This is a genomic window from Streptomyces sp. WMMC500, from assembly GCF_027497195.1.
Lineage (GTDB): Bacteria > Actinomycetota > Actinomycetes > Streptomycetales > Streptomycetaceae > Streptomyces.
Genome location: NZ_CP114905.1, coordinates 6595597 through 6608583 on the forward strand (window position 1 = coordinate 6595597; position 12987 = coordinate 6608583).

Here is a 12987-nt window from a genome sequence, read left to right on the forward strand (position 1 = left end):
GGGGGCGCCGTCGTACGCGAAGACCCCGCGGAATACGCGCAGCGGGCTGCGGCAACCGGGCACCTTGCTGCACACTGAGCCCCACCGCCAGGCCAGAAGGAGCCACGAGGAGCACAAGCAGCGAACGTGGGAGTCACCATGCAGGACAGGGCCAGCAGCCGGGTCACCGGCACCGACCCGGACGGCCACGACCACACCGTCCACGTCACGGGCGCGGGCGCCCGGCGCAAACTGCAATGCGAAAGCTGTGACTGGAACAGAGCCGCGCAGTTCCTGCCCTGGCTCAAAGCCGAAGAACACCTCGCGGAAGCCCACCGCGCCACCACCGGAGCAGGACGCACCGACTCCGGAACGGCACCCGCCTCAGGGACGTAGCCCCCGCCTCAGGGACGAGGCCCCCGCCTCAGGAACGCGGCCCTGCCTCAGGGGCGCAGCCCCCGCACCACCACGTCCACCACCAGCGCGAACTCCGCCTCCACGCCCGGGTCCTGCCACCCCGGCGCGAACGCCGGGTCGTGAAACCGGCGCGTCGCGTCGAACACCGCCCGCGCCACACCCTCCACCGACCGCCGCGCCGCCTGCCCCACCGCCGTCGCGTCGGCGTCCGCCGACGCCACCGCGGGCGGCACCGACAGCACGCCCTGCCGCACCCCGTCCTCCAGGATCAGCGTCAACTGCCCCGTCAGCTCCTCGATATGCCGCGTCACCACACCGGCGACCGTCGCGGAACCGCCCGCCGCGCCCGCACGGGCCGCGACTTCGCTGTCGCCGATCAGCGTCATGTACGCCGCGAACATCTCCGGGTCGTCATGCGCCTTGTGCCGCTTCGCGTCGAACAGCTCCGCAAGCCACCGCCGCAACCGCACGTCCGCCGGCCCCGCCGCCGCCACCACCCCCGCCAGCGCCGCCGACGTCCGGTCCAGCCACCGCGCCGCCACCGCCGCGTGCAGCGCCGCCTTGCTCGGAAAGTGCCGGTACACCGAACCGTGGCTGACGCCCAGCGCCCGCGCCACGTCCACCACCGTGGCCTTCGCCGGACCGTAGCGGCGCAGCACGTCCTCCGTGGCATCGAGGATGTGCTCGGGGGTCAGGGTCTCGGGCGGCATCGGTGCTCTCCGGGCTCTCGGGCTCCGCCGACTGTCGCCGGCTCTGCTACCAGCTTCGCAGCCCGCGCCGACAGCGGCGCCGGCCCCCCGTTCCAGGGCTGCGGGGCCGGACCGCCGGGGGGCGGCCCGGCCGGGCAGCCGACGGGGCTGCCGGCGGGGCTGCCGGCGGGGCTGCCGACGGGGCTGCCGATGGGGCTGCCGGCGGGGCTGCCCGGCCACGCCACCGGCCGGCCGTGCTAGCCGGCCTGCCCGCCGGACCTCTCGCTGTCCAGCATCGCCATCTGCTCCGGCGCGTACCGCTCGCCCGCCGCCGCGCCCGCCGGCACCGCCCGCTCGATCGCGGCCAGATCCGCCTCGTCCAGCACCACGTCCAGGGCGCCCAGGGACTCGGCCAGCCGGTCGCGGCGCCGCGCGCCCACCAGCGGCACGATGTCCTCGCCGCGGCCGAGCACCCAGGCGATGGCGATCTGCGCGACCGTCACCCCCTTGTCGTCCGCGACCTGCCGCAGAGCGTCGACGAGCGCCAGGTTCCGGTCGACGTTCCCGGCGGCGAAACGCGGGCTGGACGCCCGGAAGTCGTGCGCGCCCAGCTCCCGGACCCGCTCGCGGGTCATGTGCCCGCTGATGAGGCCCCGGGAGAGCACGCCGTACGCGGTGACGGAGATGCCCAGCTCGCGGCAGACGGGCAGGATCTCGTCCTCGATGCCCCGGGAGAGCAGCGAGTACTCGATCTGCAGGTCGGCGACCGGCGCCGTGGCGGCGGCCCGCCGCACGGTCTCCGCGCCCACCTCGGAGAGGCCGATGTGGCGCACGTGGCCGGCGTCGATCAGCTCCTGCACGGCGCCGACGGTCTCCTCGACGGGCACGTCGGGATCGAGGCGGGAGAGCCGGTAGACGTCGATGTGGTCGGTGCCGAGGCGCTGCAGGGAGTACGCGGCGAAGTTCTTGACGGCGGCGGGGCGGCCGTCGTAGCCGAGGAAGCCGCCGGAGGGGTCGCGCAGGGCGCCGAACTTGACGCTGATGACGGCCTGGTCGCGGCTGCCGGGGCGGGCGGCGAGGGCGTCGCGGATGAGCAGCTCGTTGTGGCCCATGCCGTAGAAGTCGCCGGTGTCGAGGAGGGTCACGCCGGCGTCGAGGGCGGCGTGGAGGGTGGCGATGGACTCCTTGCGGTCGACGGGTCCGTAGAGCGCGGACATGCCCATGCAGCCGAGGCCGAGGGCGGAGACGCGGGGGCCGGAGGTACCGAGGGGGCGGGTCGGGATCGAAGTCATGATGACAAGTATGGAATGACGAATGACAGATGTCAAAATCTGTCACTTCTACATTCTCAGGTGATCCGGAACACCGTCGTCCCCGCCGCCGTTGACCCCACAGTCCGAAACCAAGGAGTAGCTCATGCGTCGAGTTCGCCCCGCGTCCTTCGGCGCCGAGCCGGCGGGTGCCCGGCTGGCGCGGATCCTCAACTCGCCGAACTACGACCCGGAGGCCGGCGCGTTCCGCAACCCCGTCCCCGCCGCCATCGGCCCGCAGCCCGGCGGCGCCTCCCGCGGCGAGATGTTCCGCGCCCTGCTCCGCCGCGACGGCCGCAAACCCGCCGGCCCCGTCCCCGTGCAGCGCCCCGACCTGTCCGCCCCGCCGGCCGACGGGCTGCGCCTCACCTGGCTGGGCCACGCCACCGTGCTCGCCGAGATCGACGGCCGCCGGGTCCTCTTCGACCCCGTCTTCGGCGAGCGCTGTTCGCCGTTCTCCTTCGCCGGCCCGCGCCGCTTCCACCGCGTGCCGCTGCCGGTCGCCGAACTCGGCCCGCTCGACGCGGTCGTCATCTCCCACGACCACTACGACCACCTCGACATGTCGACCGTCCGGGAGCTCCGCAAGGCGGTCGCGGACGACGTGCTGTTCGCCGTGCCGCTCGGCGTCGGCGCGCATCTGGAGCGCTGGGGCGTGCCGCAGGACCGCATCGCCGAGCTGGACTGGCACGAGTCCACCGAGGCCGCGGGTCTGACCCTCACCGCGACGCCCGCCCGCCACTTCTGCGGCCGCGGCATCCGCAACAAGCAGCGCACGCTGTGGGCGTCCTGGTCCGTGCGCGGCCCGGAGCACCGGGTGTTCCACAGCGGCGACACGGGCTACTTCCCCGGCTTCGCCGAGATCGGCGCCGCGCACGGCCCGTTCGACGCGGCCATGGTGCAGATCGGCGCGTACAGCGACTTCTGGCCGGACATCCACATGACCCCGGAGGAGGGCGTACGGGCCCATCTCGACCTGCGCGGCGGGGTGTTGCTGCCCATCCACTGGGGCACGTTCAACCTCGCCCCGCACCGCTGGGAGGAGCCCGCGGAGCGCACCGCCGCCGCGGCGGCGGCAGCCGGGGTCCGCGCGGCGATCCCCCGGCCCGGGGAGCCCTTCGAGCCGGCGGCGCGGACGCTGCCGGTGACGCCCTGGTGGCAGGAGATCGCCGCCCCCGAGCGCAGCACGCAGCCGGGCGGCACCGGCGGCCGGCCGGCCCCGGCGAAGCCGAGCCCGGCGACGGAGCGGTAGCGGGGGGACGGTAGCCGGGGGCGTCGGTGGCGGGCGTTGCGGTCTGACGCGGTCCGGTGCTTCTCGGCTTGGTCCGACGCGGCCCGGCGCGTCACCGGCCGGGGTGGGGTGGCCCGGGAGCGCGTCCGGGGGCGTTGCCGAGGATCGCCGCCCGGTGCTGCTACGCCGTGGCGGTGGCCCGGTGCGGTTCGGGGTGCGCCGCCGGGTGGTCGGTCAGGGCCATGCCGCGGCCCTGTTCGTGCGCCGCGGCGAAGCCCGCCGCGCCCAGGGCCGTCGTCGCCCGGGCCGTGATCCGGTCCACGTCGCCCCGCTCCGCCGCGGGCAGCGGTGCCCCCGCCGCCGCGCGCAGGGCGGCGGCGGTGCCGAGCAGCCGGGCGGCGGGCGCGTGGTTGCCGGTCAGCGTCTCGACGCCGGCGAGCCCCTCCAGCGCCAGCGCGGCGGCCCGGGGGTCCTCGGAGGCCAGCGCGGCGGCCAGCCCTTCGCGCTGCATGGCGCGCGCCTCGTCGGCGTCCCCGCGCTGTTCCGCGAGGAAGCCCAGCTCCGCCGCGATCAGCGCCACCCCCCGCGGGGCCGCCGAGCAGTCGAGCCCGCGCCACCACTCCAGCCAGGGGCGCAGATGTCCCTCGGCGGTCTCGGGCCGGCCGGCCCTGCGGGCCACCATCCCGAGGCCGATCTCGGCGAACTCCTCGCCGGCCGGGTCGAAGTGCGCGGTCGCCAGCGCCATGGCCCGCTCGTGCAGCCGCCGCGACTCGTCGAGGTCGCCGGTGAGCATGGTGACCCGGCCCAACCCGGCGAGCCGGTACGACTGCTGGGCCCACAGGCCGAGTTCCTCGGCCCGGCGGGCGTCGTCGCGGTGCAGGCGCGCGGCGCGCGCGTAGTCGCCGGTGATCTCGGCGTGTCCCGCCATGGCCTCGCTGGCTTCGAGGCGGCCCCAGTCCTCGCCCAGTTCGTCGAAGATGCGGGCGGCGGTCGCGGAGTGCCGCGCGAGCGCGGCGAGGTCGCCGCGGAAGAGGGCCACGGTCGACCGGACGACGAGCGCGGCGGCTTCGCCCCAGCGGTCGCCGCGGGCGCGGAACTCGCCCAGCGCGCGGTCGGCGAGCGCGGCGGCGCGGGGGATGCTGCCGAAGCTCGCCTCAGCGTGGGCGAGGAACCACACCGCCCGGGGGTCGGCGGCGTCCCCGGGGAACGCCGGGCCGGCAGTCGGCGCGTGGGGGGTGCCGCCGTCGCCTGTCTCGCCCGTCTTGTTCTTCTCTTCCGTCTCTTTCGTCTCGTCGGTCTCGTACGTGCCGTACGTGCGGGCTTCTCCGGCCCTTGCCGGAGCGCGGACCGCGGAGTCGAGCAGGGCGAACCCGGCGTGCCAGGCGGCAACCGAGGCACGCAGCGCGGCGACGTGGGCGGCGTCGGCGCCCGCCGCGGTCGCCGCCGTGCCCGTCTCCAGCGCGCGCGACAGCGCGCGCGTGCTTTCGCGGTGGCGCCCGCGCAGGAACCAGTACCACGCCAGCGCGTTCGCCAGGCGCAGCGCCAGGGTGGCGTCGCCCGTCGTCGTCGCGGTGTCCAGCGCGCGGCGCAGGTTGGCCGCCTCGGCGTCGAGGAGGCTCAGCCAACGCGCCTGGGTGCGGGTGAAGAGGTGGGGCGCGGCGCGTTCTGCGAGGTCGGCGTGGTGGCTGGCGTGGTGGCGTAGCGCGCGGGGGTGTTCGCCTGCGGCGGTCAGTTCTGCGAGGCCGTAGGCGGCGACCGATTCCAGCAGTCCGTAGCGGCGGCCCTCGGGGCCCGGGGTGGTGACGACGAGGGAGCGGTCGACGAGGCGGGCGAGCAGGTCGGCGACGTCGGCGGGGTCGATGTCCGTGCCGGCGCAGACGGCTTCCGCGGCGGGCAGCGTGGTGCCGGTGGCGAAGACGGACAGCCGGCGCAGGACGGCCTGTTCCTGTGGGGTGAGGAGTTCCCAGCTCCATTCGATCGTCGCGCGGAGGGTGCGCTGCCGTTCCGGCGCGTCCCGGCGGGCGCCGCCGGCGGCGAGGACGCGGAAGCGGTCGTCGAGGCGTTCGGCGATCCGGTGGACGCCGAGGGCGCGGACGCGGGTGGCGGCGAGTTCGAGCGCGAGGGGGATGCCGTCGAGGCGGCGGCAGATGGCGGCGACGGCGGCGGCGTTGCCGGGTTCGAGCTGGAAGCCGGGGGCCGCGGCGGCGGCGCGGGCGAGGAAGAGCCGCACGGCGCTCGACTCGTGCAGGCACTCGGCGGAGGGGGCGGCGGTGCGGGCCGCGGGCGTGCCGGCCGCGGTCGTCCCGGTGGTGGCGGCGTCGTGGCCGGGCGGGGGCAGGGCGAGCGGCGGTACGGCGTAGAGGGTTTCGCCCGCGATGGCCAACTGCTCCTGGCTGGTGGCGAGGATGCGCAGGCCGGGGGCGGCGCGCAGGAGGCGGGCGGCGAGCGGGGCGACGGACTCGACGAGGTGTTCGCAGTTGTCGAGGACGAGGAGGAGCCGTTTGGCGCGCACGGCGTCGGCGAGGACGTCGTGGGTGGGGCGTCCTTCGGTGTCGTGGACGCCGAGGGTCTCGGCGATGACGTCGGCCGGGTCGTCGTAGCAGCGGCGGCCGGCGAGTTCGGCGAGCCAGACGCCGTCGGGGAAGTCGCCGGGGAGGCCGGCGGGGGCGTCGGTGAGCGCCTGTGCGGCGGCTTCGAGGGCGAGCCGGGTCTTGCCGACGCCGCCGGGGCCGGTGAGGGTGACGAGGCGCTCGGTGCGGAGGAGTTTGCGTACGTCGGTGAGTTCGCGGTCGCGGCCGACGAGGTCGGTGACGGGGGCGGGGAGGTTGGCCGGCGGCGGGGCGGGTCCTGCCGGGGACATCGCCGGTACGGGGGCGGCCGGGCGGCCGGGGCCCGCGGGCGGCTCGCTTCTCCCCGCTGCCGTCCGCAGCGCCGGATCCTGGGCCAGGATCGCGCGCTGCAGCGCCGCCGTCTCGGGCCCGGGCGCCAGCCCCAGTTCGCGGGCGAGGTGCCGGCGCAGGTCGTCGTACGCGGCGAGCGCCTCGCTCTGGCGTCCGGCCCGGTACAGCGCCGTCATGTGCGCGGTGCGCAGCCGTTCCCGCAGCGGGTGGCGGTCGGCGAGGGCGCCCAGCTCGGCGGCGAGCGGGCCGTGTTCGCCGAGGGCGAGCCGGGCGTGCGCCAGGTCCTCGACGGCGGTGAGCCGGGTCTCCTCCAGCCGCGCCACCGCGGCGCGGGCGAAGTCCTGGTCGGCCACGTCCTCGTACGCCCCGCCGCGCCACAGGGCCAGCGCGTCCCGCAGCCGCGCTGCCCGTACGTGCGGGTCGTCGGCCGTGCGCGCACGGGTGAGGAGGGCCGTGAAGCGGCCGGCGTCGACGGACTCGGGGGCCGCGGCGAGCCGGTAGCCGCCGTGCGCGCGCACGACCAGGTCGCGGGCGCCGGGCTCGGCGGCGGCGAGCGCGCGGCGCAACTGCCAGACGCGGGTCTGGAGCGTCGCGGCCGGGTTCGCGGGACGGGCGCCGGGCGGCCACAGGTCCTCGACCAGCCGGCCGGCGGAGACGGTACGGCCCTCGTGCAGCAGCAGGTCGGCGAGGAGCGCGCGGGTCTTCCGCTCGGCGACCTTGACCGGCTCGCCGGCGTCCGTCCACACCGCCAGCGGACCGAGGACCCCGTATCGCATGCCTCAACGGTACGCAGCCGGTCTGACACCGCGCCCCGCCGCGGGCCGCGCGGGGCCGGCGGGCGGCGGCGGGGCGGCGGCCGAGAGGGGATCTGGAGTGGACCGAGAGCGGCGGACCGCACAGTCGGGTCCTGCGGCGAGTGTGGTCGTCACCGGCCGCGCCGTCCGACCGCGCAGACCGCACACATTGCACAGACCGCACAGACCGCAGCGACCGCATACGCCGAAGCCGTCCGCCCACTTCGAAGGGATCCCCGTGACCACCGACCTCACCCCCGGCCCCGGTGCCTCCGACGCCCCCGGCGCCCCCGACCCGGGCGGCACCGGCGAACGCGCCGGGCCGCGCGCGTGGGCCGGGCTCGCGGTGCTGGCCCTGCCCACCCTCCTCCTCGCCCTCGACATCTCCGTGCTGCACCTGGCCGTGCCGCACCTGGCCGCCGATCTGCAGCCCAGCAACACCCAGATGCTGTGGATCATCGACATCTACGGCTTCATGATCGCCGGCTTCCTGGTGACCATGGGCACGCTCGGCGACCGCGTCGGCCGCCGCCGGCTGCTGCTGATCGGCGCCGCCGCCTTCGGCGCCGCGTCCGTCGCCGCCGCGTACGCGCCGGGGCCGGAGGCGCTGATCGTCGCCCGGCTGCTGCTGGGCGTGGCCGGGGCCACGCTGATGCCCTCGACGCTCTCGCTGATCAGCAACCTCTTCCCCGACCCGCGGCAGCGGGGCATGGCGTTCGCGATCTGGGCGGCGATGTTCTCCGTCGGCGTCGCCCTCGGGCCCGTGGCGGGCGGGGCGCTGCTGGAGCACTTCTGGTGGGGTGCGGCGTTCTTGATGGGCATCCCGGTGATGGTGCTGCTGCTGGTCGCGGGGCCGCTGCTGCTGCCGGAGTCGCGGGATCCGGACGCGGGCCGGGTGGACGCGGCGAGCGTGGCGCTGTCGCTGGCGGCGATGCTGCCGGTGACGTACGCGATCAAGGAGCTGGCGCACGGGCCGGCGGTGCTGCCGCTGGTGGCGGCCGCGGTGGGCGTGACGGCGGGGGCGGTGTTCGTGCGCAGGCAGCGGCGGTTGGCGAGCCCGCTGCTGGATCTGGGGCTGTTCGCCGACCGGTCGTTCCGCAGCGCGCTGCTGATCCTTCTGGTGGGCACGATCGCGGTGAGCGGCTCCTATCTGTTCGTGACGCAGTATCTGCAGATGGTCGAGGGACTGTCGGCGTTCCGCGCGGGGCTGTGGCTGCTGCCGCCGGCGGGGGTGCTGATCGCGACGTCGATGGCGGCACCCGCGCTGGCGCGCCGGTTCGGGCCGGGTCCTGTGATGGGTGCGGGACTGGTGTCGTCGGCGGTGGGGTTCGCGCTGCTGAGCATGGTCGAGCCGGGTGGTGCGGGGGACATCGCGGTGATCGTCGTGGCGTATGCGCTGGTGAACTCCGGTATCGGGCCGGTGCTGGCGCTGGGCACCGAACTGGTGGTGGGTGCGGCGCCGCCGGAGAAGGCGGGTGCGGCGTCGGCGGTCAGCGAGACCAGTACGGAGCTGGGCGTGGCGCTGGGGGTCGCGGTGCTGGGGAGCGTGGGCACGGCGGTCTACCGGGCGGAGGTCGGCGGCGGGGTGCCGGAGGGCACGCCGGACGCGGCGGCGGACACGGCGCGGGACACCCTGGCGGGCGCGGCGGCGGTGGCGGAGGAGCTGCCGGGGCCGCTGGGTGCGGAGTTGCTGGGGGCGGCGCGGGAGGCGTTCGCGGGCGGGCTGGCGACGGTGGGCGTGATCAGCGCGGTGCTGTCGCTGGCGGTGGCGGCGGTCGCGTTCACGGCGCTGCGGGGCGTGACGGGCGGGGGCGCGGAGAAGTGAGCGGGGGGCGCGCGGGGGCGTGGAGCGTACGGGCCGGGGCGCGCCCGCTCGTGTCCCGATGGGCGCACCCGACTCCGGTGTCACTCGGGCCCGTTAGGCTGCCTCCCGAGGCACGGACACAGCGCGCGCATCGGACAGGGTGCGTGCGGCGGACGGCAGAGGACGGCTGTGGGGGAGAGCGAAGCGGGGGTCGGCCGGCGGCTCGCCGGGCGGTATCGCGTGGTGGGGCAGCTCGGGCGGGGCGGCATGGGCACGGTGTGGCGTGCCGTGGACGACGTCCTGGGCCGCGAGGTGGCGGTGAAGGAGCTGCGGGCGTTAGGCGAGGGCGTGCCGCACGACGCGGCGGAGCTGCGCCTGAGGATGCAGCGGGAGGCGCGGGCCGCGGCCCGTGTCGACCACCCGGGCGTGATCGCCGTGCACGACGTCACGGAGCACGAGGGCCGGCCCCTGATCGTGATGGAGCTGGTCGACGGCCCCTCGCTGGACGACGTCCTGCGTGAACGGGGCGTGCTGGACCCGGCGGAGGCCGCGGGGATCGGCGCGAAGGTCGTCGACGCGCTGGCCGCGGCGCACCGGGCGGGGGTCCTGCACCGCGACGTCAAACCGGCGAACATCCTCCTGGCCCGCAGCGGCCGCGTCGTCCTCACCGACTTCGGCATCGCCGCGATGGACGACCCGGGCGACGACGGTTCGACGCGGCTGACCGCCCCCGGCGAGATGGTCGGCTCCATCGACTACCTGTCGCCCGAGCGGGCCCGCGGCGAGCTGCCGGGGCCGCCGTCGGACGTGTGGTCGCTGGGCGCGACGCTGTACGCGGCGGTGGAGGGCATGTCGCCCTTCCGCCGGTCGTCCACGTGGTCGACCATCAGCGCGATCGTCGTGGACCCGCTGCCCGAGCCGCGGCGCGCGGGCGTGCTGGCGGGCGCGCTGCGGGAGTTGATGGACAAGGACCCGGGTCGCCGCGCGGACGCGCTGCGCGCGGGACGGCTGCTGGCGGCGGTGGCGGCGGGAGAGCCGCTGCCGGACCCGGCGGAGACGATGCGGCTGGGCGGCGCGGGGCTGGGCCTCGGCGCCGGTGCGGGTGCGGCAGGGTCCGGTGGCGGTGCGGGGGCGGGCGGGTTCGGTCCGGCGCCGGAGTCGCATACGCCGACGATGCCGCCGGAAGCGCTGAACGCGGGAGCGGGGTTCGCGGCGGGAGCCGCGGGCGGACCGGGCGGCGCGGGCGGGCCGGTGCCCGGAGCACCGGGGGCGGCGGCCCCGTACGGCCCGGGCGGGCAGCACCCGGGAGCACCGGCGGCGCACGGGCAGGCCACCCCGCCGGGGCAGTTCACCCCGTACGGGCAGAGCCCTTCCGGCCCCGCGGGCACCCCGGCCGCCCGCCCGCCGGCGCGGCGCCGCCGTCCGCTGATGCTGGCCGGCGCCGCGGTCGCGGTGGCGGCCGTGGCGGCGCTGGCGTTCACGGTGCCGGGATGGATGGGCTCCGACGACGAGGACGACGCGGCGAAGGCGGCCGGGGCGGACCGGAGTTCGAGCGCTTCGGCCCCGGAGAGCGCACAGCCGGGCAGCGCGAAGCCGTCGGAGTCGAAGAAGGACGGCAAGGAGTCCGCCTCCCCGTCCCCGAGCCCGTCCGTCGCGGGCACCTCGCAGCCGGCCGAGCCCCCCGGCAAGACCGCCGACCCCACCCCCAAGCCCACGCGCCCCGACGCCACCTCGGCGAAGCCGACCACCCCGCCCACGACGTCGGCGCCGCCCGCGGACCCGTGGGACTCGTGCACGTACTACTCGGGCACGGCCCTCACCCAGAGCGGCGACAAGGGCGAACGCGTCGTCCAGGTCCAGTGCATCCTCCGCGCCCGCGGCTACGACCTCGGCGCGGGCGGCGTCGACGGCATCTTCGGCCCGAGCACGGAGGCGGCGGTGAAGAGCTTCCAGTCGGCGAAGGGCCTGGCCGTCGACGGCCAGGTGGGCCCCGACACGTGGGGTGCGCTGCGGAGTTGAGTTCGGTCCCCTCCCTGCCGGGTCGTACGGGCCGGCCGGCGTGTGCGAGTCATGTGACCGGATGCCGTAGTACGTGTTCGGTACGAGGCTGATACATACGCGGTGGTACGACCGCCGGTACCCTGCCGCCAGGGACGTAAGACCTCAGGGGGACGAACATGGGTGACCTGTGCGTGGACTACGAGCGCCTTCAGGTGATCGAGCGTGATCTCGGCATCGTGAAGAGGGAGTTCGAGAGCTGCGAGGACCATCAGGAGCGGCTGCGCGGCATCTACGGCTCCGGCACCGTCGCGGACGCGATGGAGGACTTCACCACCAACTGGGACCGGCACCGCAAAGAGGTGCTGGAGTCCGTGAAGTCCGTCGGCGAGATGGCGAGCAGCGTCCATCAGTCGTTTCTGAAGACGGACAAGAAGCTTGAGCAGGAATGCAAGGGTGAGTGACGATGGCCCGCCCCACCGACTGGCAGCCGCTCGCCGACTCCGATCCCGTACCGGGGAACGTCCAGGACATCCGGGACGAGGCCGCCCGGCTGAAGAAGATCGGCGAGACCATCGAGTCGCAGGTCGGCAAGCTGCGCGACATCGGCAAGGACGGTGCCCTGAAGGGCAAGTACGCCGACAAGCTGCGCAGTGCCGCGACCGATCTGGCCGGGAAGATGGAGAAGACCTCCGGGCGGTACAAGGAGGTCGCCGGGCATCTGTCGTCGTGGGCGGGTGATCTGGACGAGGCGCAGAAGGCCGCGGAGCGGGCGCTGACGAAGGCGCAGAGCGCGGCGGGGACGATGGCGCAGAACAAGCCGCCGGACAAGGCGGCGTCGCCGGACGCGCCGGAGCCCACCGACGCGGAGAAGGAGGCGGAGAAGGGCCGGGAAAAGGCGTACGGGGCGGCCGAGGGGGAGCTGGAAGAGGCGCGCCGGATGCTGGGGCGGGCGACGTCGGCACGGGACGGTGACGCGGACGCGGCGGCCGGGCGCATCAAGAAGTCCATCGACGACGACGTCAAGGACAGTTGGTGGGACAACGTCAGCGACTTCGTCGACAAGTACGCCGACATCATCAAGATCGTCATCGATGTCATCAGTTGGGTGGCGACGGCGGTGGCGATCATCTCGCTGTTCATCCCGGGGCTGAACGTGGTGGCTTTCCTGCTGATCGCGGGGTTGCTGGTGGTCGGGGGCAGAGCCCTGCTCGCGGCCACGGGCAACGCGAGCTGGATGGACGTGCTGGTGGACTCCATCGGGCTGCTGACCATGGGTCTCGGGCGCGCCGGCATGGCTGCTCTGAAGGGCACCAACGCGCTGACGAAGACTGCTGCGACCGGGGCCCGTTCGCAGCAGGTGGCTCAGAACCTCGCCCGGTCGTCCTCGCAGCGGCAGGCGTTGGGCAGGGTGCTCAGCAGCCGTACGGCGAGTCCCGCGGCGAAGCGCGCGGCTCGCGCGCAGATCGACGCGCTGAAGGCGCAGGCGCGACGGCAGGCGACGAGCGTGCCGCAGAACCTTCCGTCGGTGGGGCGTCTGGGCAAGATCCTGAACATGGGCGACACCGAGGGGCTGTCCATGGTGCGCAACATCGGGCGCATCTCGGACCGCTTCCCGGGCCTGGTGAGCGGTGGTACGGCGGCGAAGGCGTCGGCCGCCTACACGGCCTCTTTGGGCGCCGCCTGGGGCGGTACGATCGTCGACCTCGGTGACAAGGCGCTGGGCAGCAGCGACATGCTTCCCTTCAAGCCGTTCAACGAGTCGTACAACGACTGGAAGGGCGACACCTGGAAGGCGCCGATCGGCTCGACGTGGTGACGCGGGCCGCCCGGTGGCGTCGGCGGCCCGCCCTGTGACGTGACGC

9 protein-coding genes are annotated in these 12987 nt (G+C 75.4%); 6 read left to right on the plus strand and 3 right to left on the minus strand.

Going from position 1 to position 12987, the window contains the following annotated elements; genetic code table 11:
* Positions 1 to 138: 138 nt before the first annotated feature.
* The gene (locus O7599_RS28380; protein ID WP_281618445.1) at positions 139 to 375 is read left to right on the plus strand and encodes a hypothetical protein; all 237 of its coding nucleotides are present in this window, start codon (positions 139 to 141) and stop codon (positions 373 to 375) included.
* Between the two features lie 47 nt (positions 376 to 422).
* Here O7599_RS28380 and O7599_RS28385 read toward each other — a convergent pair whose 3' ends face one another.
* Positions 423 to 1106 carry a TetR family transcriptional regulator gene (locus tag O7599_RS28385; RefSeq protein ID WP_281618446.1) on the minus strand — a complete coding sequence of 228 codons (684 nt, stop codon included), beginning with the start codon at positions 1104 to 1106 and terminating at the stop codon, positions 423 to 425.
* A gap of 236 nt (positions 1107 to 1342) precedes the next feature.
* A complete protein-coding gene (locus O7599_RS28390) occupies positions 1343 to 2377 on the minus strand; it encodes an aldo/keto reductase (RefSeq protein ID WP_281618447.1) in 1035 nt (344 codons plus the stop codon).
* A gap of 124 nt (positions 2378 to 2501) precedes the next feature.
* On the opposite strand from O7599_RS28390, the gene O7599_RS28395 reads away from it, so the two are divergent.
* Positions 2502 to 3647 carry an MBL fold metallo-hydrolase gene (locus tag O7599_RS28395; protein WP_281618448.1) on the plus strand — a complete coding sequence of 382 codons (1146 nt, stop codon included), beginning with the start codon at positions 2502 to 2504 and terminating at the stop codon, positions 3645 to 3647.
* Between the two features lie 160 nt (positions 3648 to 3807).
* On the opposite strand, the gene O7599_RS28400 is transcribed toward O7599_RS28395, so the two are convergent.
* Positions 3808 to 7302 carry a BTAD domain-containing putative transcriptional regulator gene (locus O7599_RS28400; protein WP_281618449.1) on the minus strand — a complete coding sequence of 1165 codons (3495 nt, stop codon included), beginning with the start codon at positions 7300 to 7302 and terminating at the stop codon, positions 3808 to 3810.
* A gap of 256 nt (positions 7303 to 7558) precedes the next feature.
* Here O7599_RS28400 and O7599_RS28405 point away from each other — a divergent pair, with 256 nt between their 5' ends.
* From O7599_RS28405 to O7599_RS28420, 4 genes are all read left to right on the plus strand, one after another.
* Positions 7559 to 9145: an MFS transporter gene (locus O7599_RS28405; protein WP_281618450.1), complete on the plus strand. Its 1587-nt coding sequence runs from the start codon at positions 7559 to 7561 to the stop codon at positions 9143 to 9145.
* Positions 9146 to 9313: 168 nt separating this feature from the next.
* Positions 9314 to 11143, plus strand: coding sequence for a serine/threonine-protein kinase (locus O7599_RS28410; protein WP_281618451.1), 1830 nt, complete (start codon positions 9314 to 9316; stop codon positions 11141 to 11143).
* A gap of 158 nt (positions 11144 to 11301) precedes the next feature.
* Positions 11302 to 11586, plus strand: coding sequence for a hypothetical protein (locus O7599_RS28415; protein ID WP_281618452.1), 285 nt, complete (start codon positions 11302 to 11304; stop codon positions 11584 to 11586).
* Between the two features lie 2 nt (positions 11587 to 11588).
* Positions 11589 to 12941 carry a putative T7SS-secreted protein gene (locus O7599_RS28420; RefSeq protein ID WP_281618453.1) on the plus strand — a complete coding sequence of 451 codons (1353 nt, stop codon included), beginning with the start codon at positions 11589 to 11591 and terminating at the stop codon, positions 12939 to 12941.
* Positions 12942 to 12987: the final 46 nt, after the last annotated feature.